Source organism: Achromobacter sp. ACM05, assembly GCF_019218915.1.
Taxonomy (GTDB): domain Bacteria; phylum Pseudomonadota; class Gammaproteobacteria; order Burkholderiales; family Burkholderiaceae_B; genus Achromobacter; species Achromobacter animicus.
The window spans coordinates 149,169-172,714 of record NZ_JAHUWQ010000005.1 but is presented as its reverse complement, the minus strand read 5'-3'; the positions used below and the strand labels follow the sequence as shown (position 1 = coordinate 172,714).

27 protein-coding genes and 1 tRNA gene are annotated in these 23,546 nt (G+C 64.8%); 14 read left to right on the top strand and 14 right to left on the bottom strand.

Annotation, left to right across the window (positions count from 1 at the left end):
• Window positions 1-49: 49 nt before the first annotated feature.
• The 5 genes from KW836_RS25525 to KW836_RS25505 form a co-directional block, all read right to left on the bottom strand.
• Window positions 50-1,027, bottom strand: a complete 978-nt coding sequence (locus tag KW836_RS25525) for a bile acid:sodium symporter family protein (protein WP_175124658.1) — start codon at window positions 1,025-1,027, stop codon at window positions 50-52.
• 138 nt (window positions 1,028-1,165) lie between these two features.
• The gene (gene pdxA, locus KW836_RS25520; protein WP_218345108.1) at window positions 1,166-2,146 is read right to left on the bottom strand and encodes a 4-hydroxythreonine-4-phosphate dehydrogenase PdxA; all 981 of its coding nucleotides are present in this window, start codon (window positions 2,144-2,146) and stop codon (window positions 1,166-1,168) included.
• An 18-nt stretch (window positions 2,147-2,164) separates the two neighbouring features.
• Window positions 2,165-2,473, bottom strand: a complete 309-nt coding sequence (locus KW836_RS25515; RefSeq protein ID WP_175138789.1) for a hypothetical protein — start codon at window positions 2,471-2,473, stop codon at window positions 2,165-2,167.
• An 82-nt stretch (window positions 2,474-2,555) separates the two neighbouring features.
• A complete protein-coding gene (locus KW836_RS25510) occupies window positions 2,556-3,014 on the bottom strand; it encodes an Lrp/AsnC family transcriptional regulator (RefSeq protein ID WP_175124655.1) in 459 nt (152 codons plus the stop codon).
• Window positions 3,015-3,093: 79 nt separating this feature from the next.
• Window positions 3,094-3,699 carry a hypothetical protein gene (locus KW836_RS25505; protein ID WP_218345107.1) on the bottom strand — a complete coding sequence of 202 codons (606 nt, stop codon included), beginning with the start codon at window positions 3,697-3,699 and terminating at the stop codon, window positions 3,094-3,096.
• A 205-nt stretch (window positions 3,700-3,904) separates the two neighbouring features.
• Here KW836_RS25505 and KW836_RS25500 point away from each other — a divergent pair, with 205 nt between their 5' ends.
• Window positions 3,905-4,150 carry a hypothetical protein gene (locus tag KW836_RS25500; protein ID WP_056567399.1) on the top strand — a complete coding sequence of 82 codons (246 nt, stop codon included), beginning with the start codon at window positions 3,905-3,907 and terminating at the stop codon, window positions 4,148-4,150.
• A gap of 226 nt (window positions 4,151-4,376) precedes the next feature.
• Window positions 4,377-4,607: a hypothetical protein gene (locus KW836_RS25495; RefSeq protein ID WP_224776755.1), complete on the top strand. Its 231-nt coding sequence runs from the start codon at window positions 4,377-4,379 to the stop codon at window positions 4,605-4,607.
• Between the two features lie 12 nt (window positions 4,608-4,619).
• On the opposite strand, the gene KW836_RS25490 is transcribed toward KW836_RS25495, so the two are convergent.
• The gene (locus tag KW836_RS25490) at window positions 4,620-5,183 is read right to left on the bottom strand and encodes a DedA family protein (RefSeq protein WP_175138786.1); all 564 of its coding nucleotides are present in this window, start codon (window positions 5,181-5,183) and stop codon (window positions 4,620-4,622) included.
• Complete coding sequence (locus KW836_RS25485) at window positions 5,180-6,619, bottom strand: PLP-dependent aminotransferase family protein (RefSeq protein ID WP_218345105.1); 1,440 nt, start codon at window positions 6,617-6,619, stop codon at window positions 5,180-5,182. Before KW836_RS25485 ends, KW836_RS25490 begins: the two co-directional genes overlap by 4 nt.
• 169 nt (window positions 6,620-6,788) lie before the next feature.
• On the opposite strand from KW836_RS25485, the gene KW836_RS25480 reads away from it, so the two are divergent.
• The 4 genes from KW836_RS25480 (at window position 6,789) to KW836_RS25465 (ending at window position 9,377) form a co-directional block, all read left to right on the top strand.
• The gene (locus tag KW836_RS25480; protein WP_255596258.1) at window positions 6,789-7,169 is read left to right on the top strand and encodes a hypothetical protein; all 381 of its coding nucleotides are present in this window, start codon (window positions 6,789-6,791) and stop codon (window positions 7,167-7,169) included.
• A 20-nt stretch (window positions 7,170-7,189) separates the two neighbouring features.
• Window positions 7,190-7,266, top strand: a tRNA-Met gene (locus KW836_RS25475).
• A 225-nt stretch (window positions 7,267-7,491) separates the two neighbouring features.
• Window positions 7,492-7,836, top strand: coding sequence for a hypothetical protein (locus KW836_RS25470; RefSeq protein WP_175124648.1), 345 nt, complete (start codon window positions 7,492-7,494; stop codon window positions 7,834-7,836).
• Between the two features lie 305 nt (window positions 7,837-8,141).
• The gene (locus KW836_RS25465) at window positions 8,142-9,377 is read left to right on the top strand and encodes a TIGR03862 family flavoprotein (RefSeq protein WP_218345103.1); all 1,236 of its coding nucleotides are present in this window, start codon (window positions 8,142-8,144) and stop codon (window positions 9,375-9,377) included.
• Window positions 9,378-9,427: 50 nt separating this feature from the next.
• Here KW836_RS25465 and KW836_RS25460 read toward each other — a convergent pair whose 3' ends face one another.
• Window positions 9,428-9,832: a hypothetical protein gene (locus KW836_RS25460; protein ID WP_175124646.1), complete on the bottom strand. Its 405-nt coding sequence runs from the start codon at window positions 9,830-9,832 to the stop codon at window positions 9,428-9,430.
• A 64-nt stretch (window positions 9,833-9,896) separates the two neighbouring features.
• Window positions 9,897-10,256 carry a hypothetical protein gene (locus tag KW836_RS25455; protein WP_175124645.1) on the bottom strand — a complete coding sequence of 120 codons (360 nt, stop codon included), beginning with the start codon at window positions 10,254-10,256 and terminating at the stop codon, window positions 9,897-9,899.
• 184 nt (window positions 10,257-10,440) lie between these two features.
• Here KW836_RS25455 and KW836_RS25450 point away from each other — a divergent pair, with 184 nt between their 5' ends.
• The 5 genes from KW836_RS25450 to KW836_RS25430 all read left to right on the top strand — a co-directional run bounded on the left by KW836_RS25450 (window position 10,441) and on the right by KW836_RS25430 (window position 14,517).
• Window positions 10,441-10,575 (top strand): entericidin A/B family lipoprotein, encoded by a 135-nt coding sequence (locus KW836_RS25450; protein WP_105241420.1) that lies wholly within the window; start codon window positions 10,441-10,443, stop codon window positions 10,573-10,575.
• 132 nt (window positions 10,576-10,707) lie between these two features.
• Window positions 10,708-11,139 carry a BPTD_2524 family lipoprotein gene (locus KW836_RS25445; RefSeq protein ID WP_175124644.1) on the top strand — a complete coding sequence of 144 codons (432 nt, stop codon included), beginning with the start codon at window positions 10,708-10,710 and terminating at the stop codon, window positions 11,137-11,139.
• 4 nt (window positions 11,140-11,143) lie between these two features.
• Window positions 11,144-11,554, top strand: coding sequence for a hypothetical protein (locus tag KW836_RS25440; RefSeq protein WP_175124643.1), 411 nt, complete (start codon window positions 11,144-11,146; stop codon window positions 11,552-11,554).
• Between the two features lie 99 nt (window positions 11,555-11,653).
• Entirely contained in the window at window positions 11,654-12,946 is a 1,293-nt protein-coding gene (locus tag KW836_RS25435; RefSeq protein ID WP_056322519.1) for an aspartate carbamoyltransferase, read from the top strand.
• Window positions 12,947-13,071: 125 nt separating this feature from the next.
• Window positions 13,072-14,517, top strand: coding sequence for a diguanylate cyclase (locus KW836_RS25430; protein ID WP_218345102.1), 1,446 nt, complete (start codon window positions 13,072-13,074; stop codon window positions 14,515-14,517).
• Window positions 14,518-14,568: 51 nt separating this feature from the next.
• Here the strand turns inward: KW836_RS25430 and KW836_RS25425 are convergent, their stop codons facing one another.
• Entirely contained in the window at window positions 14,569-15,468 is a 900-nt protein-coding gene (locus tag KW836_RS25425) for a recombination-associated protein RdgC (protein WP_056567374.1), read from the bottom strand.
• Window positions 15,469-15,618: 150 nt separating this feature from the next.
• On the opposite strand from KW836_RS25425, the gene KW836_RS25420 reads away from it, so the two are divergent.
• Window positions 15,619-15,828, top strand: coding sequence for a hypothetical protein (locus tag KW836_RS25420; protein ID WP_056322527.1), 210 nt, complete (start codon window positions 15,619-15,621; stop codon window positions 15,826-15,828).
• 399 nt (window positions 15,829-16,227) lie between these two features.
• Here KW836_RS25420 and KW836_RS25415 read toward each other — a convergent pair whose 3' ends face one another.
• The 3 genes from KW836_RS25415 to KW836_RS25405 all read right to left on the bottom strand — a co-directional run bounded on the left by KW836_RS25415 (window position 16,228) and on the right by KW836_RS25405 (window position 20,263).
• Window positions 16,228-17,889, bottom strand: coding sequence for an MFS transporter (locus KW836_RS25415; RefSeq protein ID WP_370633080.1), 1,662 nt, complete (start codon window positions 17,887-17,889; stop codon window positions 16,228-16,230).
• Between the two features lie 195 nt (window positions 17,890-18,084).
• On the bottom strand, window positions 18,085-19,461 hold the full coding sequence (locus KW836_RS25410; protein ID WP_218345254.1) for a sensor histidine kinase: 1,377 nt from the start codon (window positions 19,459-19,461) through the stop codon (window positions 18,085-18,087).
• A 112-nt stretch (window positions 19,462-19,573) separates the two neighbouring features.
• Window positions 19,574-20,263: a response regulator transcription factor gene (locus KW836_RS25405; protein WP_175124640.1), complete on the bottom strand. Its 690-nt coding sequence runs from the start codon at window positions 20,261-20,263 to the stop codon at window positions 19,574-19,576.
• A 225-nt stretch (window positions 20,264-20,488) separates the two neighbouring features.
• Between KW836_RS25405 and recA the strand changes: the two genes are divergently transcribed.
• Both recA and recX read left to right on the top strand, forming a co-directional pair.
• Window positions 20,489-21,550: a recombinase RecA gene (gene recA / locus KW836_RS25400; RefSeq protein WP_175124639.1), complete on the top strand. Its 1,062-nt coding sequence runs from the start codon at window positions 20,489-20,491 to the stop codon at window positions 21,548-21,550.
• Between the two features lie 160 nt (window positions 21,551-21,710).
• Window positions 21,711-22,439, top strand: coding sequence for a recombination regulator RecX (recX, locus tag KW836_RS25395; protein WP_218345101.1), 729 nt, complete (start codon window positions 21,711-21,713; stop codon window positions 22,437-22,439).
• Between the two features lie 77 nt (window positions 22,440-22,516).
• Here recX and KW836_RS25390 read toward each other — a convergent pair whose 3' ends face one another.
• Window positions 22,517-23,434, bottom strand: coding sequence for a LysR family transcriptional regulator (locus tag KW836_RS25390; RefSeq protein ID WP_175138779.1), 918 nt, complete (start codon window positions 23,432-23,434; stop codon window positions 22,517-22,519).
• Window positions 23,435-23,546 lie beyond the last annotated feature (112 nt).

Genomic DNA, 23,546 nt, shown 5'->3' with positions numbered 1-23,546 from the left:
ACATCAAAAAAAAACCGCGCAGCAGCGCGGTTTTTTTACGAGACGGCGATCAGTGCGTGGCGTCGGGGCGCTTGCCGTAGCGCGCCGCCAATACGCCGCAGACCATGAGCTGGATCTGGTGGAACAGCATCAGCGGCAGCACCACAGCACCCACGGCGTGACCGGCGAACAGCACCTGGGCCATCGGAATGCCGCTGGCCAGGCTTTTCTTCGAGCCGCAGAAGAGCAGCGTGATGCGGTCTTCGATGCTGAAGCCGAACATCCGGCCGGCCAGTGCGGACAGGCCCAGCGCCAGCGCCAGGATCACGCCGCAGCTCACGACCAGGCCGACCAGCGCGGGAATCGGGGTGCTGCTCCACAGGCCTTCATTGATGGCCTCGGAGAACGCCGTGTAGACCACCAGCAGGATAGAGCCCTGGTCCACGAACTTCAGCATGGCCTTGCGCTTGTGCACCCACGCGCCGATCCAGCGCCGGGCGAACTGGCCCAGCACGAACGGCAGGAGCAGTTGCAGCATGATCTTGCCGACGGCGTCGAACGAGATCGGCGCGCTGCCGGCGTTGGCGACGACCGTACCGACCAGCAGGGGCGTGAGGAAGATGCCCAGCAGGCTGGAGGCCGACGCGCTGCACACCGCGGCGGGCACGTTGCCGCGCGCCATGGAGGTGAACGCGATGGCCGATTGCACGGTGGCAGGCAGGCAGCACAGGAACAGGATGCCCAGGTAAAGCTCCGGGGTGACCAGCGGCTCCAGCACGGGTTGCAGCGCCAGCCCCAGCAGCGGGAACATCAGGAACGTGGCCGAGAAGATGGTCAGATGCAGCTTCCAGTGCGTGAGGCCGGCGATGATGGCCTCGCGCGAAAGGCGCGCCCCGTGCAGGAAGAACAGCAGGCCGACGGCCACGTTGGTGATCCAGCCGAACACCACCACGCCTTGCCCATGGGCGGGCAGGAAGCTGGCGATGATGACGGTGCAGATCAGGTAGAGGGTGAAGCGGTCGGGCAGAAGTCGAACGAGGCGGGACATGGGAAGGGAGGAAGAACGGAAAAGCGGCGGCGCGGGGCGCCGGAAACGGGGCGTATTGTAGACCCGCACCGTCGCGGACCCGTCGCGAGAAGGCCGCAAGCGTCCGCGCGCTGAGGCAGTCTGCGGATCTTTACGCGCTCAAGGCGTCATCGCCAGCGCCAGATCGAACGCTTCCACCAGCGACGCGTGGTCGGCCACGCCCTGGCCGGCGATGTCGAATGCGGTTCCGTGGTCCACGCTGGTGCGCACGAACGGCAGGCCGACGGTGACGTTCACGCCGTGGTCCAGGCCCAGATACTTCACCGGGATGAGGCCCTGGTCGTGGTACTGCGCCACCACGATGTCGAACTCTCCGCGGCGGGCGCGCATGAAGACGGTATCGCCCGGCCAGGGGCCGCTGGCATCGATGCCTTCCGCGCGGGCGGCAGCGATGGCCGGTTCGATGATGTCCATGTCTTCGCGGCCGAACTTGCCGCCTTCGCCCGCATGCGGATTCAGACCCGCGACGGCGACGCGCGGCTGCGCGATGCCCATCTGGCGGCAGGCGCGATCCGCAAGCCGCATCGCGGTCAATTCGGCCTGCGGCGTGATGCGCGCCATGACGTCGGCCAGTGCGACGTGGATGGTCACGAGCAGCACGCGCAGCTCATTGTTGGCCAGCATCATCGCAAAGTCCTGCGTGCCGGAGCGGTCCGCCAGGATTTCGGTGTGGCCCGGATAGTCGATGCCGGCCTCGTGCATGGACTTCTTGTTCAGCGGGGCGGTCACGATGGCGCGGATGTGTCCGGCAAGCGCATCGTCGATGGCCGCGCACACATAATCGTAGGCGCCGCGGCCCGCCAGGGCGCTGACCTTACCCAGCGGCAGGTCCGCGGGCAGGGTGGGGCTGCAAGCCACCACCTGGATGCCAGCCGCGTCCGGCCGGGCCTGGCTGATGTCCGCGATCTCGGTGATATCCAGGCGGGCGCCCAATTGCGTCGCCGCGCGGCGCAGCGCGCCAGCATCGCCATACACCACACAGGGCGCGCCCAATCCCTGCGCACAGGCTTTGACGACGATTTCGGGACCGATGCCGGCGGCATCGCCCATGGTGATGCCCACAGGCAGGAGAGTGTTCACGATGGTGGCCGTGGGCGCTTACTGAGCGGTGTTCTTGGGAGGATCGATGGGCGCGCATTCGAACGTGACCGTGGCGCGCTTGGAACCCAGCCCGGTGGCGTGGTTGGACGTCACGCTGGGCTTGACCAGCTTGCGGCCAAGCGACTGGCAGTGCTGGTCGGCGCGCTGCAATGCCTGGTTCTTGATCTCGACCCAGCTCAGCAATTGCGTGCCGGAACTATAGGTGACGCTGTATTGGTCCTTGTTGACGGACGTGACCTCGCTCATGCTGGAACACGCGGTCAACAGGACGAGGAGGGCGGCGGCAGGGGCAAGGCGAGCAAGCATGAAAAATCCAGGATTCGCGACAGGCCCCATTACACCACCATGTGACGCCTGCCGGAAAGACGCGCGAGGGGCGCGCGGCGGCTCAGGGAGCGGCAACCGCGCTGCGCCGATCAACCTTGCGGCTGAGCACGATCGAGGTCTGCGTCTGCTTCACGCCGTCGATAAGTCCGATACGGTCCAGCAGCGCGTCCAGTTGTTCGTGGGTCTCGCAGCGCAGGAAGATCAGGTAGTCGTAGGGGCCGCTGACCGAGGACACTTCCTCGACCTCCGGCATCCGCTCCAGTTCACGGATCACGGCGGCCGGCGTCTTGGGCAGCACGCTGATGAAGCAATAGGCGCGCACCGCCGCCTCTTCGAGCAGCCGGCCCAGGCGCACGCCGTAGCCGGAAACGATGCTTTCGCGCTCCAGCCGCGCGATGCGCGCCACCACGGTGGTGCGCGCCAGCCCAAGCTTGCGCGCGAGGATGGCGGCGGGTTCGCGCGCATTGGCCTGCAGAAGGCTCAGCAGTTGCCGGTCGATGGCGTCAAGTCGTTCGTTCATGCGATGAGCGATGGCGTTGAGCGGGAAGGCGAAGTGGCGACGGTACAGGCGCCTGCCTGCCCGCGTCAATGCGTTGCCGCTAGCCGTCGGACTCGGGCGGAATGCCGCCGTGATAGATGCGGCCGTCGAACTCGAAGCGTGTGATGGTCTTGTGCGCGGCATCGAAGATGCGGTCCCGGCTGGTGGCGTCCAGGCCGTCGTGGTCCGCAAAGCTGAAACGGCACAGGTCGATGTCGCTGTCATAGAACGCGCTGTGCACGAAGCGGCTGACGTCCGATTCGTGCGCAAAATGGGCGAACTCGCGCAGTTGCTCCATTTCGTGGAACGAGCCGTTGCGGCTGACCAGCAGCATGCCGAACTTGCGCTCTTCGTCCGCCATCGGTTCGGGCGGCGGCGCCGCGCCATCGCCGTGCGGATCCTGGCAATCGAAATGCGCGCCGGCCTCACGCATGGCGGCCAGCACGCGTTGCCATTCCGGTTCTTCCAGCGTCAGACGGGCCATCATGTAGAACAGCCGCTGCCGGCCCAGCGTGCGAGGTTCGGGCCCGCCCACATAACTGGGCCATGGCGTCGAAGCGTCCAGTCCGGCCAGCTCGGCCATTCTGCTGTCAGAATAGCCCAGCCTGTCTTGCAGCCGTTGCAGCGACTGGGCGCTTGGCGGGACATAGTTCTGGATCGTTTTCATGTGCGCGCTCCGGTTGAGCCGGGCGCCCGGAGACAGCGCCGGCGGCGTGCGCCGCGGTGCCTCTTGCGGCTACGCTTCATGCTAGCGCCGCGTCCGGTGCTTGCCTAGCCGCGGCAGGGGAGGCGCGCCGCTTGCTGTCAGCCCTGGCGCGCCCGGCCGCCATGCTAGGATTCGCGCCAGATTTCATCGCCAGGAGGCTTACATCATGGACATCCAGGAACAGATCGCCGTTGTCGTGCACACCATCTCGCATCAGGGTGGGCGCATCGACGCGCTCAATACCACGCTGCTCTCGATGCTGCATCTGGCGAAGAATTCGCCGGGCCTGCGCGAGGCCATCGAGGCGCAACTGGAGCAGAATTACTCCGGCCTGCTGGCGCGTTCCGAGAATCCGCAATACGTCGCGGGTTTCGAAAGCGTGCGTGACATGGTCCTGACCGCCCTGAAGTGATGCGCCCGGCGGCAGTTACCCACAGGTTCTGTGGACAAGCCTTGGGATAGCGCGGGCATAGATTCACAAACTCCTTCAATTACAACGGCTTGCGCGAGGCGGTCAAAAGCGGCGCCATTGCGCCGAAGCAACGCGCAACCGGCCCGCCGCCACGGCAGGCCAAGCCCGGGTAATATGCGGCCCCATGCGGAATCAGTATTCATTGGATGGCCGGAACCGCGCCCTCGTGGCGCGCGTTTCGGAAGCGGCAAAGCTGGCGGCATTTGACCCCGGCAAGCTTTCCCCCGAGGCGAGGGAGAGCTGGGAGCGCATGGGCCATGGCTTCAAGGCCTGGCACGACTTCGACCAGCGTCACCCGATCCTGCGCCGCCTTGCAAAGCTGCCCATCATCGGCATGCTGTACCGCAACGCGCGCCGCCGCCATGTGCAGCGCGCAAACGGCAAACTGGTGTTCTGAACGCGCCCGCCGCTATTTGCGGCGGCGCGCGTAGACCTGATAGGCCAGCCACACCAGCACGCCGAGCGCCACTGCCACGGCCAGCTTGGTTTCCACGCCGTGCAGGCGTCCCAGCAGCGCTTCGATAGTCCGGCCGAAGACAAAACCCAGCAGGCTGAAGCAGAGCGCCCAGATCATGGCGGCGATGGCGTTCAGCACCAGGTAACGCAAGGCCGGCACTTTGGACACGCCCACGGCAACCGGCCCCACCGTACGCAACCCATACAGAAAGCGCAGCGCCAGTATGAATCCGTTGGGATATCGGTCGATGGCCGCCAGCGCCTTGCCGAACGCCGGCTTGGCGCGGATGCGCTGCACGTAGCGATGGTCGCGGTAGCGACGGCCCAGCAGGAACAGCAGTTGATCCGCCATGAACGAGCCGGCGAACGCGCAGAGCATGACGTAGGGCAGATGGAACAATCCCTGGTGCGCCAGGAATCCCGCAAACACCACCACGCTTTCGCCTTCCAGGAAGGTCCCGCCCAGCACGGCCCACAGGCCATAGTCCGCGATGAATTGATGCAGTTCCGCGTTCATGCTGTCCTTTCTTCCACGATGCGCGCGAGCGTCACCAGTGCGTGCGAGATCTCCGGCGTGATGCGTTGTCCGCAACTGATGCGCAGGAAGTGGTTGTAGCGGGCGCCATTGGAGAACATCGCGCCGGGCGCCACGCGAATCCCTTGCCGCAGCCCGGCCTCGAAGACGTCCATGCCCGACACGCCCTCGGGCATTTCCACCCAGAGCAGCATCCCGCCTTGCGGCACGCTCAGCCGCGTGCCCCGCGGAAAATGCGCGGCGATCGCCTCGGCGGTCAGGTCGCGCTGCGTCTTCAGTTCTCGCCGCAGCCGGGCCAGATGGCGATCGTAGGCGCGCGAGCCCATGTACTCCGCCACGGCGATCTGCGCCAGCGGTTCGTTGGGCCGGCTTTGCGCGAACTTCAGCATGGCGATCCGGGCTTTCCACCGGCCGCCCAGCAGCCAGCCCAGCCGCATGCCGGGGGCCAGCGTCTTGTGCATCGACGAACAATAGATGACGTTGCCCGTGGCGTCCCAGGATTTCGCCGCGGCCAGCGGGGTGTCGTCGTCGGTCAGTGCGCCGTATGTGTCGTCTTCAATGAGCGGCACCTGCTGGCGCTCGCACAGCGCCACCAGCCGCGCCTTGTGCGCGTCGGGCATAACGCAACCGAGCGGATTCTGGAAGTTCGGCACGACGACGACGGCGCGGATATTGCCGTGCGTCTGGAAGGCCAGGTCCAGCGCTTCGATCGACAGCCCGTGCTGGGGGCTGGTGGGAATCTCGAGCGCGCGCATGCCGAGGCTTTCCAGGATCTGCAGCAGACCGAAGTAGGCGGGCGATTCCACGGCGATGGTGTCGCCCGGCCGGGCGACGGCACGCAGCGCCAGATTCAGGGCCTCGATACAGCCATGCGTGACGATGACGTCGTCCGGCGTGGCGTTGATGCCGTTGGCCAGCGCGCGACGGGCCAGCACGCCGCGCAGGTCAGGATGCCCTTGCGGCGGTACCGGGCTGACCAGCACCTCGGGCGACTGCCGCAGTGCGCGCGTCATCGCCTGCTTGAGCGCCTCCATCGGATAAGCCTGGGGCACCGCCGCGGCCAGCGCAAAGTTGGCGCTGACCGGGTGCGCTTCACATTTGGCGATGAAGTCCGAAACCCGGTCGTGGATGCCGACATACTGCGCCGCGCCCAGGGTCTGGCGGATGTCCGGCTCGGCCACGGGCGGAATGCTGTTGCGGCGAGGTTTCAGCACGAAGTAGCCGGAGCGGGGACGGGCCTCGATCAGGCCATCGTCCTCGAGCTGGCGGCAGGCCTGCAGCGCCGTGGACAGGCTGACATGATGGGTGCGCACCAGCGTGCGAACCGAGGGCATGCGCTGGGCGGGGGCCAGCACGCCAGTCTGGATAGCGCGCCGGTAGTGATTGGCCAGGCGTAGGTACAGCGGTTGAGGTTCCATGCGCCGATCTTGCTCCCCGGAGTTGGACGGTGGGTAGGCACAGATGCAGGCAAAGTACACCATAACAGCCACAAAATCGACCCTCTGCATCGGTACAGAAAGCCGATTTTTGTGGCTGTTGCGCAAAGCAGGGCGCGCGTAGCCTGTGATGGTCCTTTTGGAGATCATCATGACCCCGCATTCCGACCCCGCCTCGCCAGGCCTTCGCCTGGAACTACCCGCCGGCGCCAGCCGGAGTTTCGTCCTGCGCGCAGGCGCTGCCGTTGTCTGCGTCGAAGGCAGCGTGCGCGTCGAGGAAGCGGCAAGCGGCCTGGAAGCCGCAGGCGGCCTGCATCGCGTCGTACCGGCCCGGCTCAACGCGGGCGAGGTTCACGGGGTGTCCTACGGCGGCGCGGTGCGCCTCACCGCGCTGGATAGTGCGCAGGTGATCTGCCTGAATTGCACCGGGCGCCTTGGCACGATCCTGCGCCACGTCGCCAATGTTTTTCGCGGTTTTCTGTCGAAAAACGGAAACATTCGCGTGGGTGCGCTGCGCAAGATTTCAAAATGATGTATGATTCACACATCAGACGCGGGGTGGAGCAGTCTGGCAGCTCGTCGGGCTCATAACCCGAAGGTCGTAGGTTCAAATCCTGCCCCCGCAACCAGTTTCAAGCAGTACCCGGTCTCCCGGCGGCGCGTTTCAAATGCGCCCGGCAAGACCGCAGTAAAAAAAGCCGCGACATTGTCGCGGCTTTTTTTTCGCCTGGCGATTGCGTTGGGTCATGCGCGGTTCGCGTCCGGAGTTTCCCGGGTATCCGCGGCCGCACACGGCCGCAACCCTGCGCTACCATGGGCCACGCGCGCTACATTGCCGCACAGAAGGAGTGTCCATGGGAACCGCAAAATACGATCATCCCGGCTACGTTGCTGATACGGGCGCTGAGGGCAAGTACCACGTGGGCATCTGGTGCCCGCACGGGTATCCCGCCCACATCCATATCGGCCGTCCGGCCGACCGCGGCGATCCCTCTGCCTTGCTGAGGCTGCGCATCCCCGACGGCGTGTTCCAGTCGCTGCCGGACGATCCCGAAACCCTGTGCCGCCGCGCGCTCGGTCAGGCGCTAGATGCCGGCCTGCTGCGCAGCGTCGCGGTCGACGGCGAATATCAGGAACTGCGTTTCCAGCTCGATGCCGAGCCCTGGTCCGGCCCCATGCACGCGGCCGAGCGCGCCTGACACGATCCCCAGAACGCGGCAGTTACCCACAGGGATTGTGGAAAACCCTTGGGATAGCTGCTGCGTATATCGAATTTTTCCCGCAAAAACATAGGCTTGGCGTCTGCGGTCAAGAAATGGCCGCTGCGAGCCATTCGGGACAAGGGAACGCGCAGATGCGACGCGCGCTCGTGGGAAGCCCACTGACGCCGTGAGACAATCTGCGCCCCATGGCTGCGCCGTGCTTTCGTCCCTTTTCCTTCCGACTTCTCCCGCATGCTCTCCGCCTTTTCCCGCTCGCGTCCCGTCATGAAGGCGACGACGCCATGAGCCTGTCCGCCAAACGCGTTGCCGTCATCGGGGGCGGCCCCGCCGGTCTCATGACGGCGGAAAGGCTGAGCGAAGCCGGGGCGCAGGTGGACGTCTTCGACGCCATGCCCTCGGTGGGACGCAAATTCCTGATGGCGGGACGGGGCGGTCTGAACTTGACGCACAGCGAGCCCGCCGAGCCTTTCCTTGCCCGCTTTGGCGACGGCGCCCCGTTCGTGCAGCCATGGCTGCAGACGATAGACGGCGCCGGTCTGCGCGATTGGGCGCATGCGTTGGGTATCCAGACATTCGTGGGCTCGTCGGGCCGGGTGTTTCCGCAGGAGATGAAGGCGGCGCCGCTGTTGCGGGCCTGGCTTGCCCGGCTGCGCGGACAGGGCGTGCGGTTTCATATGCGGCATCGCTGGCTTGGCTGGCGTGGTGACAATCCCGGCGTGGACTTGCTGCGCTTTGCGACGCCCGACGGTGAAGCGCGCCATGCAGCGGATGCGGTCGTGCTGGCGCTGGGCGGCGGCAGTTGGGCCAAGCTGGGATCCGATGGCGCCTGGGTGCCGGATCTGCAGGCGCACGGCGTGCCGGTTGCGCCATTGCGGCCCGCCAACTGCGGGTTCGACGTGGACTGGTCCGATCATTTTCGCAGCCGCTTTGCCGGCCAGCCGGTCAAGTCGGTGGCCATGTCCTGCGGCGGGCCTGTCCGCCAGGGCGAATTCGTCGTGTCCGAAACGGGCATTGAAGGCAGCCTCGTCTATGCATTGTCCGCAACCCTGCGCGACCAAATCGAGGCCGATGGCAGCGCCGTGGCCATGCTGGATCTTGCACCGGACTGGCCGCACGCAAAGGTGATGGCGGCGGTGACGCATCCGCGCGGCGCCCGCTCGATGTCAAGCCATCTGCAAAGCCGACTGGGACTGACGGGGGTGAAGGCGGGCTTGCTGCGGGAATGCGCCAGCGCCGAAGACTTCAAGGACCCCGAGCGCCTCGGTCAGCGGATCAAGGCCTTGCCGTTGACGCTGCGGCGAGCTCGCCCGATCGACGAAGCGATCAGCACGGCGGGCGGGGTTGCGTTCCAGGGACTGACGGCCGGGCTGATGCTCAACGCCGTGCCCGGCGTTTTCTGTGTGGGGGAAATGCTGGATTGGGAGGCGCCGACGGGCGGCTACCTGCTGACCGCCTGCATGGCCAGCGGCGCATGCGGCGCGGCCGGCGTGATTGATTTTTTGAAGGGACAGGCTTGAAAGGTCTGTCCTGAACCCGCATCCCTGAGTGGGCTGCGAGCCCCGGAAGATCAGGAACCCGTGGGGTGCGGCGCCATGCTCATCGGGGCGCGGGGCGCAAGATCGCTAACGACGTGACCAACCACCGGCGGCTCGCCTTCGGGCTGCGAGATGATGCCGATCACACGGGTGATGGCACTGGCGGGAATGGTGGTGCCGTGGGCGGGATCCTGCACCAGTTGCCAGATCGTGGCGTTCGCCATGCCCGTGTCGCCCTCGGTCAGGTCGAGGTTGTCCAGGCAGTTGCGTGCAAAGGAAGACCAATCCGAAGCGTTGCACGGCAGACCGTGTGAGGTTGCCAAGCGGGCCAGGGCCAGCGGCGCGTCTGCCTGGCTTGCGGCGTGTTGGGCAGCGGTGCCCAGCGTGACGTCCAGGGACAGCAGGCGGAGAAACTCAACAACGTTGTCCGTGCTCATCTTGTAGTCTCCTTCCTTTGGGGGCTGTACTCTGCGATCGCCAGCCGGGCCGCTTGCCGGGTTGTCATCCCGGACCTTGTCCCAGCATCGACACCAGCGACTGTTTCAGGCGCGGCGAAAAAATCGGCACCGTATGCGCTACGCCGCTGCGGTCGATGCCTTCTTTGAGTTCGACTGACTGCCCCAGAAAAATTTCCGGTGCGGCAGAAATTTCGTTGTACCGCGCCAGCAATTCATTGACCTGGGCCTGCGCGTCCGCCAGCGTGCTGCTATCCGCCAGCTTGCCGGCGGCATGGGTCTGCAAGATGCGATGCAGGTCGTCGATGAACAGCGCCAGGGCGGCCTGTCCGCGGCACTGGGGCTGTTCCCAGCCCCAGCCTTGCGGGCTGGCGCCAGCGGATTGTGATGCTTGTTTCTTCGTCATGTGCGCATCCTAATCCATTGGCGGCAAATACGCGACAGGCGAGAATGCGTCGCAAGTGTCACCGGCGCGTAAGGGTGGTGACGGTTTTTTGTCGGTGTTGTTACACGTGACCGGCTTGTGTCACCGAGGCGGCCTTTGAGGTATGCTGGGTTCGGTTTTTTCCATGCCCAGACAGGAGATGTTTATGAAGAACAAAGTCTTTCTCGTCATGATGCTTTCTATTGCTGCGCTGACGGCGGGGTGCAACACCGTCGCCGGGGCCGGTAAAGATATTCAGCGGGGCGGGGAAAAGATCGAAGGAGCCGCGGAAAAGCGGTAGGGCATCAGGCCCTTTGCCGTCATGACGGCGCAAGGCCGCGCAGGAAGTGCCGTACTTGGGCACTTTCGGCGTGGCCTTTTTGCAGCCGCTGGCATAATCGCGAAAGTCCGAATAGCAATGGCGGGAAGAATCATGCGCAAGTCTGTATGGGTGGCTGTCACGTTGGCGGCCACGTTGGCCGGATGCGCCAGCACCGGGGTCTACGAGTCGGAAACCGCAAAGAAGGAAACCTTCAGCGTCGACACCAATTATCAGGCGGCATTCCGCCGAGCCGGCGAATACGTGCGCGCGTGCCATACGCAGGTCAGCCATCCTTATGGCGTCTCTTATGCCTGGCGCCATAGCCTTGGCGAGAAGGGCGCGCCGGACGAAATCCAGCTTTACAAGGTCGGCCAGCCGGCAACCGTGCTCGAACTGATTTCCGCGGAGGCCGATGGTCCCGCCACCTCCAAGGTGACCGTGACGGTGCTGGGCGAAGGGCGCTGGGACGAGGCCGAGATCGCGGCGGCGCGCAAGTCGATACAGAGCGCGACGCCGACGTGCCGTAGCGCGACCGGCGGCTAATACCATGGACGCCCGCGCCCAGCAGCTCCGCGCAAACGGCACGTCGTTCGCGCTGCTGGCCGGCGCGTTTCGTTTTCTGGGATGGTTGAATGGCGGTGCCGCCCTGATCCTGGTCGGATTCACATTGGGCATCGTGGGGCCGGACATCGCCGCGCCCGATCTGCAGATTCCCCTGCTGTTTTTCCTGGCCGGTCTGGTGCTGGCCGGCCTGGGGGTGGCGTTTGCGTACCTGGCGCAGGTCAGCCTGTTGCGGCAAGGCTACAGCGGCCACCTGACGCGAGGCCACTGGCCCGCGCAATTGCTGGCGCTGATTTGCTTCGTGGCAAGCATGCTGGCCTTCTGCGCGGCTTGCTGGTTCGCGGCCGGACAGGCCGTGACGGCGACACCACAGGCGGCGGCCTACGCTCAGCGGTAAAAGCGCGGGTAAACCCGTATGCGCAAAAATATTGGACTTGTGTAGATGGTCGGAATAATATGCGCACTGCGTATATAAATCCTCTTTTTGGGGCCCGTCATGAGCATCTCCCAGCAAGCCTTCCTGCGCGACGCCATGCGCCGCCTCAACCTCACCCGCGACGTGTTTGCCACGCGCATTGGCGTCAAGCGCCGGGCGCTTGATACCTGGCTTCTGCCTGAAGGTTCGCAGGAATTCCGCGCGATGCCGGAAGTCGTGCAGCGCTTTGTCAGCGAAATCGTGCAAAACGGTGTGCTGCTGGAAAAATATACGCAAAGCGTACAAGATGGTCCCCTGCGTGATCGCATCGCCGTTGAAGGCAAGAACCAGCTTCTGTCGGTAGACCAGTTCACCCGCGACTCCGTCGAAGACCTGTTCCGCGTGGCCGACATGATGCAGCCCATCGCGCGCCGTCAGAAGGTCTCGCGCGTGCTGGAAGGCGCCGTGCTGGGCAACCTGTTCTTCGAGGCCAGCACCCGCACCCGCGTCAGCTTCGGTTCCGCCTTCTGCCGCCTGGGCGGCTCGGTGTGCGACACCACCGGCTTCACGTTCTCGTCGATGGCCAAGGGCGAGTCCATCTACGACACCAGCCGCGTCATGAGCGGCTATGTGGACGCGATGGTCATCCGCCACCCCGATCAAGGCTCGGTGGCGGAATTTGCGCGCGCCACGAACATTCCCGTGGTCAACGGCGGCGACGGCCCGGGCGAACACCCCAGCCAGGCGCTGCTGGACCTGTACACCATCCTGACCGAGTTCTCGCGCCTGGGTAAGTTGCTGGACGGCGCGCACATCGCGATGGTCGGCGACCTGAAATACGGCCGCACCGTGCATTCGCTCATCAAGCTGATGGCGCTGTACAAGAACGTGAAGTTCTCGCTGATCTCGCCCAAGGGCCTGGAGATGCCGACCTACATCGTCGAGCAGGCCAGCCGCAACGGCAACATCATCGAACAGAAGTCTTCGCTGGCCGAAGGCCTGGCCGGCGCCGACGTCATCTACGCGACGCGCGTTCAGAAGGAGCGCTTCGCCAACGAAGAGAACGAAGGCTACACGCCGGACTTCCAGGTCAACCGCGCCATCATCGACGCCTATTGCAGCCCCGAGACCATCGTGATGCACCCGCTGCCGCGCGACAGCCGCCCGGGCGCCAACGACCTCAGCGTGGACCTGAACCACGATCCGCGTCTGGCCATCTTCCGCCAGACCGATAACGGCATTCCCATCCGCATGGCGATCTTCGCCGTGCTGCTGGGGGTGGAAGGGCTGGTGCAGCATTCGCTGCGTGACGTGACGTGGCAGCATCCGTCGCATGTCGGTCCCGACGATTCGGTCTTCCACGGCCTGGATTGACGTCAACGGTTCTTGGCGGCGCCGCAAGCGCGGCCCCGCCGCGGTGAATTCAAGCATAATCCGCGCTGGTTTTTCGGGCGCGCGCCGCTGCCAGGCGCGCACGCCGTTCTTGGGCGGATGAGCTTATGTCTTCGAGCAGTACCGGTGTTCCTCCTGCAGCCCCCGCAAACGCGGTCCCCGCAAACGCGGCCGGCGGCCAGGATTGCTACCTGAGCGCATCCAACGCGCAGGCCTGGGAAGCGGTCTATCAATCGGTCGACGCCGATACGCGCGGCCAGGTTGCGGCGGTGGTGTCGGACCACGCCACGCAGCTCGTCGATGCCTTCTATTCGACCTTGCTCGCCGATGCCGAGGCCGGCCCGCGGCTCTCGCATGAAATTGTGTCGACACGCCTGCATCGCGGCATGACGCATTGGTTGAAGGGCCTGCTGTGTGTGCGCGACCAGGGCGACATCGACGTGCTGTTGGCCACGCAGAAAAAGGTCGGCGAGGTCCATGCGCGCGTCCACATTCCGATCCATCTGGTGATGGCAGGCGCCCGCATCCTGAAGAACGAGATTGCGCAGCGTCTGCGCGCAAGCGGCATGGATGGCATGGCGACATCGGTGGCCACGCAATACGTCTGCAACCTGTTCGATCTGGCGATCGAGCAGATGAGCCGCGCGTTCATGCGCGACATCAACCGCGGCGCGCGCAACGACGAGGCCTATCGCCTCTTCGCGCTGGGGCAGAACATCTCGACCGAACGGGAGCGCCAACGCGCCGCGTTGCTGGAGTGGAGTCAGGCGGTGCTGATCGGCCTGCATTACCGGACGCCGGAGCAGGCGCTGCCGCGTCTGGCAGCCTCGGAGTTCGGTCTGTGGCTGCAGCACAAGGGCGCGGTGCTCTTTGAAAGCGCGCCGGCGCTACGCCAGATCACGGAGGCCGTGGCGCGCCTGGATGACACGGTGCTGCCGCGGATGATGCAAGGCAGCGGCCACGAACAGGAATCGCTGCCCGACCAGGTTCGTGAACTGCAAGAGCTGGTGGCGCGTATCAAGCATCTGCTCAACGGCCTGTTCGACATGGTGGCCGAGATCGAAAGCGGCAGCGATCCGCTCACCAACGTGCTGAACCGGCGATTCCTGCCGTCCGTCATCGGCCGTGAGATCTCGCTGGCCCAGCGTCAGCGGTCAAGCTTTTCGGTGCTGCTGCTGGACATCGATCACTTCAAGGCCATCAACGATGCGCATGGCCACGCGGGAGGTGACCAGATCCTGCGCCAGTTCGCCGAGGTCGTCCATCAGACCTGTCGTTCCAGCGACTTCGTGTTCCGTTATGGCGGCGAGGAATTTCTGGTCGTGCTGGTGGACACGGGACCCGGCGCCGCGCTGGCCGCCGCTGAAAAACTCAATGCCGAAATCCGCCGGCACCGCTTCATGCTTGCCGAGGCGGGCGCGCTGCAGGTGACGGCCAGCATCGGCGTGGCGACCTTCGATGGCCATCCCGACTACGCGTATCTTATCGATCGCGCCGACAAGGCGTTGTACAAGGCCAAGCAGGCCGGCCGCGACCGCAGCGTCGAGGCATGAAAAAGGGCTGCTCCGTCAGGGGCAGCCCTTGTTGCCGATGCCGGTAAAGGCTTAGATCTTCTTTTCGCCGCCCAGCGCCTCGACCAGCTCGGCCATCATCTTGGCCAGTTCGCCGGTCATCAGCATCATGTCGGAATCGAACTTTTCGTCGTCATTCGCGGCGACGCCTTCGTTGCCTTCCTTCAGTACGTCCAGGGGCGCCACGCGCTTGACGTCCAGGCCTTCGGTCAGCACGAACGACACGCGGTCGGCCCAGGTCATGGCCAGGCGCGTGCACTGCTTGCCGGACTGGATGTGGCGGCGCACGTCGTCGGCGTCAATGGAGTGCTTGACGTAGCGGATGGCCGCGCCGCTTTCGCCGGACGAGCGCAGCTCGGTGTCCTGGTCGATGGTGAAGTTGCTGGGCGCTTCGTCCTCGGCCAGCCAGCCGGTCATGGCCGACGCTGGCGATTGGGCGACGTACAGGTTTTCCAGCGGGAAGGGATCGACGCACTTGGCCAGCAGGCCGATGACTTCGTCGGCCTTGGCCGACGCAGCCGCGTCAATGACGAGCCAGTTGTTCTTCGGGTCGATCCACACGCGCGTGTCGCGATAGACGCTGAAGGCGCGCGGCAGAAGCTCGTCGGTGACGCGCTCCTTGATTTCCTTCATCTGCTTGCGGCCCGGCTTGTAGCCTTGCTGCTCTTCGATTTCCTGGGCGCGCGCCTTGGCGACCTGGTTGATCACGGTGCCCGGCAGAAGCTTCTTTTCAGCGCGCAGGCTGAGCAGGATCTGGCCATTGACTTCGTGGGCCAGACCGCCGTTCTCGCGCGGGGGCACCCAGCCCAGGCTTTGCATTTCGAGGTTGTTGCCGGACTGGTACGCATGTTTTGCCAGCGTGTCTTCAAGCTGATCGCCGGTCAGGGTCCAGGGCGAGGAGAGGCGGTAAATCTTGAGGTTCTTGAACCACATGAGCGTCGGCCAAAAGGGTTGATTCTATACGACACGGCGGCTTTGCCGAAGGGGCTGAGTACGCCCGCAACAGGCGACACGTTCTGTCACTGACAGCGATCAGCCTATCCGGTAATGTCCCGCGCACCAACGTGAGATTGGAGTAAATACATGAAAATCATTGGCGCGATCCTGATTGTCCTGGGCGTGGTTGCCTTGGCCTACAAGGGCTTCAGCTACAAGTCCGAGGAAACGGTCCTGCAGATCGGATCCGTGAAGGCCACCGCGGAAACCGAGAAGTCGGTTCCCATCCCGACGTGGGCAGGCATTGCCGCGATCGTGGCGGGTGTGGTCGCGATCGGCGTGGGCATGCGTCGTTGATCCGCGCCGGCCGCGAGGCCGGCCGTGTGCCATCGAAAGGCATGAAGAGGGCGGTCGCATTGCGGCCGCCCTTTGTCTTGGCACGAGCGGTCGCACGATCCGCGGCCACAAAAAAAAGCGGCCCGGCTCAATAAAGAGTCGGGCCGGTACGGGAGCACACAATGCCGCGTCATAAAAGGCTCGCGGGGAACGCGGCATCGGTGTCAGAAGAGCAACCCTGCAATCGTCTGACAGGGGGATCAATCGTCAGGCAATCTTGCGCAAGGCCGTAATCTGAGCGCTCAGTCTACTGGCGCCGGTCTGACATGGTCCTGAAAGTGCGAATAAAAAAAAGCTCCCATAAGGAGCTTTTGAAAGGCCGGGCAGGCGCAGCAGTCCCGCCCGGCGGGGGATGGTCTATCAGGCGTTGATGTCGTTGTCCTTGGATTCGCGCACGAACAGCGTACCGATGACCAGGGTCATGACCGCGATGATGATCGGATACCAGAGGCCGTCGTAGATGTTGCCGGTGGCAGCCACCACTGCGAACGCGACGGGAGGCAGGAAGCCGCCGAACCAGCCGTTGCCGATGTGGTAGGGCAGGCTCATCGACGTGTAGCGGATGCGCGTCGGGAACATTTCCACCAGCATGGCGGCGATCGGGCCGTACACCATGGTCACGTACAGCACCAGGATCGTCAGCAGCACCACGACCATCACGTTGTTGGTCTGGGCCGGATCGGCCTTGGCCGGGTAGCCGTGGCTGCGGATGGAGGCGGTCAGCGTCTTGTCGAGTTCAGCAACCTTGGCCTTGAACTCGGCGGGCGCCAGCGAGCGGCCGTCGAACGAGGTGAACTCTTCGTTGCCGATCTTGACGCGGGCCACCGAACCGGCCGGAGCTGCTTCGTTGCGGTAGTTCACCGAGTTGCGGGCCATGAACGACTTGATCACGTCGCAAGAGCTGGTGAACGACGCGGTGCCCACGGGGTTGAACTGGAACGAGCAAGTGCTGGGGTCCGCGATCACGGTGACCGGAGCGGACGCCTGCGCCTTTTCCAGCGCCGGGTTGGCGAAGTGCGTGAGGCCCTGGAAGATCGGGAAGTAGGTCGCGGCAGCGATCAGGCAGCCCGCCATGATGATGGGCTTGCGGCCGATCTTGTCCGACAGCGCGCCGAAGATCACGAAGAACGGCGTGCCCAGCAGCAGCGCGATGGCGATCAGGATGTTCGCGGTGTTGGCGTCGACCTTCAGCGTCTGCGTCAGGAAGAACAGGGCGTAGAACTGACCCGTGTACCAGACCACGGCCTGGCCGGCGGTCAGGCCCAGCAGCGCCAGGAGCACGACCTTCAGGTTCTTCCATTGGCCGAACGATTCGGCGATCGGCGCCTTCGAACCCTTGCCTTCTTCCTTCATGCGCTTGAAGGTGGGGGATTCGTTCAGCTGCAGCCGGATCCAGACCGAGATGCCCAAAAGCACGACCGAGATCAGGAACGGAATGCGCCAGCCCCAGGCCTTGAAGTCGTCTTCGCCCATGAACGTGCGGATGCCCAGGATGACCAGCAGCGACAGGAACAGACCCAGCGTTGCGGTGGTTTGAATCCAGGATGTATAGAAGCCGCGGCGGCCGTGCGGGGCGTGTTCGGCAACATAGGTTGCCGCGCCGCCGTACTCGCCGCCGAGCGCCAGGCCTTGCAAGAGGCGCAGGACGATCAGGATGGCGGGAGCGGCCAGGCCGATGCTCGCGTAGCTGGGCAGGATGCCGACGAGGAACGTGGACAGGCCCATGATCACGATCGTGACCAGGAAGGTGTATTTACGTCCGACCAGGTCGCCCAGCCGGCCAAACACCAGCGCGCCGAACGGCCGCACCGCGAAACCGGCCGCGAAGGCCAGCAGCGCGAAGATGAAGCCCGCGGTCGGGTTCACGCCGGAGAAAAAGTGTTGGGCAATGATGGCTGCGAGCGAGCCGTACAGATAGAAGTCATACCACTCGAACACCGTGCCGAGTGAAGACGCGAAGATGACCTTGCGCTCCTCCTTGGTCATCGGACGCGGATCCGCGGATGGACCGCGGCCTGCCATGGTAGTTGTGCTCATGATGTCTCCTCGTTTTTTAGGCCGGCGGTTTTCCGCCGTGCTTGACCCTCCGCCGGCGAGACCGACATCGAGCTATCGCCACATTGGGGGCCGAGGCTGACGAGGTTCTGACGTGACCCTTACTTGAATCTTAAAATTGAAACAAACAGTAAACGCGCCTGGGAAGGCTAGGGATAGTCCTTAGCTGTCGGACGTCTCGGCTGGCGGCGTGTAGAGGGGAAAAACGACACGGATGCGGGTGCCTGGCAAGTCGGAGTGTTCGGTGGGATGGTCGCCGATTTCGACGCTCGCCTGATGCTTCTGCGTGATTTCGCGCACGATGGCCAGGCCCAGGCCGCTGCCGTCGGATGACGTGCCCAGCACGCGGTAGAAGCGGTCGAACACGCGCTCGCGTTCGTCGGGCGCAATGCCCGGTCCGGAGTCCTCGACTTCCAGGATGCCTTGGCCGTCCGCTTGCAGCACGCGCACGGTGATATGGCCGCCGCGCGGGGTGTAGCGCAGCGCGTTGTCGACCAGGTTGTTCAGGAGCTCGGCCAGCAGCAGCGGATTGCCATTGATCTCGACAGGCGTGTCCGAGCCTTCGAACCCCAGATCCGTGCTGAGCGACAGCGCCAGCGGCACCCAGTGCATGGTCTGCTCGTAAGCGATGGCGTTGATGTCGGTGCGTGTCAGGCCGATGGCGCTGGGATTTTCAGCCCGGGCCAGCAGCAGCAACTGATTGACGAGCCGGGTCGCGCGCTCGGAACCGGTCACGAGCTGGCGCAGGCTGGACTGCATTTCCTCGGGACTGGCGTCCCGCAGCGCCAGTTCAGCCTGTGTGCGCAATCCCGCCAGGGGCGTCTTCAACTGGTGCGCCGCGTCGGCCACGAAACGGCGCTGCGCCTGCACGTTGGCGGACAGGCGGTCCAGCAGGTCGTTCATGGCCGCGACCAGCGGGGCAATCTCGGAAGGCGCGGCGCGTTCGTCGATGGGCGAGAGGTCGTCGGGCCGGCGTGCGCGCAGCCGCTGCTGCAGCGCATTCAACGGCGCCACGCCGCGCGACAGGCCGAACCAGACGAGTAGCACGGCGATGGGCAGCACCACGAACTGCGGAATGATCACGCCCTTGATGATGTCGTTGGCGAGCTGCGTGCGCTTTTCCACGGTCTCGGCCACGATGAACAGCGCGGGCTGCGTGCCGGGCAGGTGCAGGTCCACCCAGGTGAAGGCCAGCCGGATGCCAAAGCCGCGCAGCGTGTCGTCTTCGTACTGGACTTCGCCGGGGCGGGGCTGGCCCACGGTGGTCGGCAGCGGCAGCGCGCGGTCGCCGCCCAGGTATTCGCCGCGGCTGCCCAGCGCCAGCCAGAACACGCTGTCCGTCTCGTCGGCGCGCAGCACGTCGCGGGCGGCATCGGTCATCTTCAGCACGGCGCGGCCATCCTGCGCGTGAACCTGGCGCGTCAGCACGTGCAGGTTGTTGGCCAGCGCGCGATCGTAGGGAACGTTGGCGATGTTCTGCGCCACCACGTAGGTGATGGCGACACTCATGGGCCACAAAAGGAACAGCGGCGCCAGCATCCAGTCCAGGATCTCGCCCAGCAGCGACCGTTGCGGCGGCGCGAAACTCGGGCCCTTGGACCCGGCTTGCATGATGTCCAGGGCTTCCTGGTTGAGCGGCTCTGGGGCGGGCTCAGCTTGCGAGGTACGCCGCACCCTGGTCCCGCTCAAGACAGTAGCCCAGGCCGCGCACGGTGACGATCTTCACGCCGCTGGGCTCGAGCTTTTTGCGCAGGCGATGCACATAGACCTCGATGGCGTTGGTGCTGACTTCCTCGCCCCATTCGCACAGGTGGTCCACGAGCTGGGTCTTGCTGACCATGCGGCCGCTGCGCGTCAGCAGGATCTCGAGCAGGCTGACCTCACGCGCCGACAGATCCAGCGTCTGGTCGTCGACGATGGCGACGCGGCCGGTCTGGTCAAAGAGCAGCTTGCCATGCTTGAGCATGGTGCCGCCGCCTCCCGCGCCGCGTCGCGTCAACGCCCGCACGCGGGCCTCGAGCTCGGACAGCGCGAATGGCTTGGCCATATAGTCGTCGGCGCCCAAGTCCAGGCCCTTGACGCGCTGTTCGATGCTGTCGGCGGCAGTCAAGATGAGGACGGGCAGGGCGGAATTGCGGGCGCGCAGGCGGCGCAGCACTTCAAGTCCGGCCAGCTGCGGCAGGCCGAGGTCCAGGATGAGCAGGTCGAAAGCCTGGGCGGCCAGCGCGGAATCGGCGGAAAGACCATCGCGCACGGCATCCACGGCATAGCCGTTGTGGCGCAACGAGCGGGACAGGCCGTCGGCCAGGATGCTGTCGTCTTCGGCGATCAGGATACGCATGGGCTGCTGCTAGGAAGAAACACCGCGGCCCGGGGGCGGAAAAAGGGCAAAATACCGGGATCGCTCCGGATTCTGTCACACGCCGCCGGGCTTGCCACTCAGGGTATACGTGCAAAGAACTGGCACACTGGTTATTTGTCCAGTACAATCCGATGCCATAATCTGAACCTCATTGCCAGACCCGCAGTTTTCCGACTTCCAGATACGTTACAGACAGGACTCCTCATGGACGACAAAACCACCAAGGCCGCCGCTTCGGAAAAAGCCAAGGCGCTTGCCGCCGCACTTTCGCAGATCGAAAAGCAGTTCGGCAAGGGCTCGATCATGCGCTACGGCGACAACGAGGTCTCGCACGACATCCAGGTGGTTTCCACGGGCTCGCTCGGTCTGGACATCGCGCTGGGCGTCGGCGGCTTGCCGCGCGGCCGCGTCGTTGAAATCTACGGTCCGGAATCGTCGGGCAAGACCACGCTCACGCTGCAGGTCGTCGCCGAAATGCAAAAGCTGGGCGGCACCTGCGCCTTCGTCGACGCCGAACACGCCCTGGATGTCCAGTACGCCTCCAAGCTGGGCGTCAATCTGTCCGACCTGCTGATCTCGCAACCGGACACGGGCGAACAGGCACTGGAAATCACCGACGCGCTGGTGCGCTCGGGCTCGGTCGACCTGATCGTCGTCGACTCGGTGGCCGCGCTGGTTCCCAAGGCTGAAATCGAAGGCGAAATGGGCGATTCGCTGCCCGGCCTGCAGGCCCGCCTGATGAGCCAGGCCCTGCGCAAGCTCACCGCCACCATCAAGAAGACCAACTGCATGGTCATCTTCATCAACCAGATCCGCATGAAGATCGGCGTCATGTTCGGCAACCCCGAAACCACCACCGGCGGCAATGCGCTCAAGTTCTACGCGTCCGTGCGTCTGGACATCCGCCGCATTGGCTCCATCAAGAAGGGCGACGAGGTCGTTGGCAACGAAACCCGCGTCAAGGTCGTCAAGAACAAGGTGGCGCCGCCGTTCAAGCAGGCTGAGTTCGACATCATGTACGGCGCCGGCATCTCGCGCGAAGGCGAAATCATCGACCTGGGTGTGGCCGCCAACGTCGTCGACAAGTCGGGCGCCTGGTACAGCTACAACGGCAACCGCATCGGCCAGGGCAAGGACAACGTCCGCGAATACCTGAAAGAACACAAGGACATGGCCATCGAGATCGAAAACCGCGTCCGCGAAAACCAGGGCATCGTCAGCCGCGCCGCTGAATTCGTGCCCACGGCGGAAGACACCGCCGAGTAATCCCGGGCATTCGACTGGGCTCGCCGCGGTTCGGGCTAGCCCCTTCGCCGGCCCGTCTGGGCTGGGAAACGCGGCAGGCGCCACTTGGGCCTGCCGTTTTTTCTTGGGCCTGCCGTTTTTCCCTTGGGCCTGCCGTTTTGTTTAGCAAGCAGGAAAGCGCATGAGCTGGAAATCGACTCCCGCATCCGCCGAGCGCCAACGCGCCAGGTTGGACGACGAATTCGAAACGGTCGCCAAGCCGCAAGGCTTGCAGCGCACGTCCGATGCGCGGGTGGCCCGCGAGGCCGCGGCGCCTGACGATTCGGCCGATGGCGTCGAACCCGCCGGCCTGTGGCAGCGCAGTTCCGAGCAACGTAGTTCCGCTCAACGCGGCGCCGCGCGCGGCCGGCGTGCCGACCCTGCCGACAGCCCTGGCGAGGCAACCACGTCTGATGGCAAGCAGGCCCGCAAGGGGCCGTCGTTGAAGATGCGGGCAGTGGGGTATCTATCGCGGCGCGAACACGCGCGCGAAGAACTGGCGCGCAAGCTGGCCGCTTACGCCGAAGACGCAGCCGAAGTCGAATCCGTGCTGGACGCGCTTGAGAAAGAGGGCTGGCTGTCCACCGAGCGCTTCGCCCAAAGCCTGGTCCATCGGCGCGCCTCACGGCAGGGTGCGGCGCGCATCGTGCAGGAACTGCGCCAGCACGGCGTGGACGACAATCAGGTCGCGGAATTGCGCGACCAGCTTCGCGCCACCGAATACGACCGGGCGCTTGAGGTCTGGAAAAAGCGCTTCAGCGCCAAGCCCGAAGATCGCACCGTCTATGCAAAGCAGGCGCGCTTTCTGGCCAGCCGCGGTTTCGCGCACGACGTCATCCGGCGCATCCTGGGCGAGGGCGACGAAGACTGACGCGGGGGCGGCGGGCGTTGTTCCCGCTGGCGTCCGGCCAGTCGGCGCCGCTGCAGTCGTCGCTGTCCCTTACGTGATCACTTCGCCGACTTGATGCCCGACAGCGTCTTGAAGCAGACGTCGCGGGTAATGGTCAGAAATTCATCGATATAAGAGGCGTCCGTGTCCTCGCTACGCACCGTCGCATACAGCGTGCGCCAGACGCCTTGCGGGCCCAGGCGGCAAAGCCGCAGCCATCCCTGATTCATGTATTCCGTCAACGCCCAATTGGGCAGGGCTGCCACGCCGCGATTGCTCGCCACCAGTTGCGCAATGATCGGCGTCAGCTCGGCCTTGCGGATGGCGGCCGGCTCCACGTCCGCCGGGTCCAGGAAGGCGGTAAAGACGTCCAGGCGCTGCTTGTCCACCGGATAGGTGATCAGCGTCTGGTCCGCCAACTGCTCCGGCATGACGAATTTGTTGCCGGCAAGCGGGTTGGATTCGGACACGGCCAGCACCAGTTCATATTTGAATAGCGGCAGGTAGTCCACTGCGTCCAGCGGCTGCGGGTCCGACGTGATGACCAGGTCGAGGTCGCCGCGCACCAGCGCGGGCAGGGGGGCGAAGGAGAACGCCGCGGACAGGTCCAGCGCCACATCCGGCCATTGCACGCGGAAGGCGTCCAGCGCCGGCATCAGCCACTGAAAGCAGGAATGGCAGTCGATCGCCAGGTGCAGCCGGCCGGTGCGTCCTGCAGCCAGGCGCTGCAAATCGCGCTCCGTGGCGCGGATGCGCGGCAAGACCTCGTCGGCCAGCGCCAGTACCCGCAAGCCCGCCGTCGTCAGCCGGGCCGGCCGCGTGCGGCGATTCAACAGGGGCGTACCCAGCCGGGTTTCCAGGTCCCGCAATTGATGCGACAGCGCCGATTGAGTCAGGTGCAGGCGCTCTGCAGCTTCCTGCAGGCTGCCGCCGTCACGGATGGCGGTCAGTGTTTCAAGATGGCGAATTTCCAGCATCGGGGCGGCTTCATACAAGACGAAACTACGAGGGCATCCCGGCGATGAATCTACCTTTCCGGGACCAAGCCGGCATTCTATGAGATTTCTTCATCTTATGAATGTAGACATT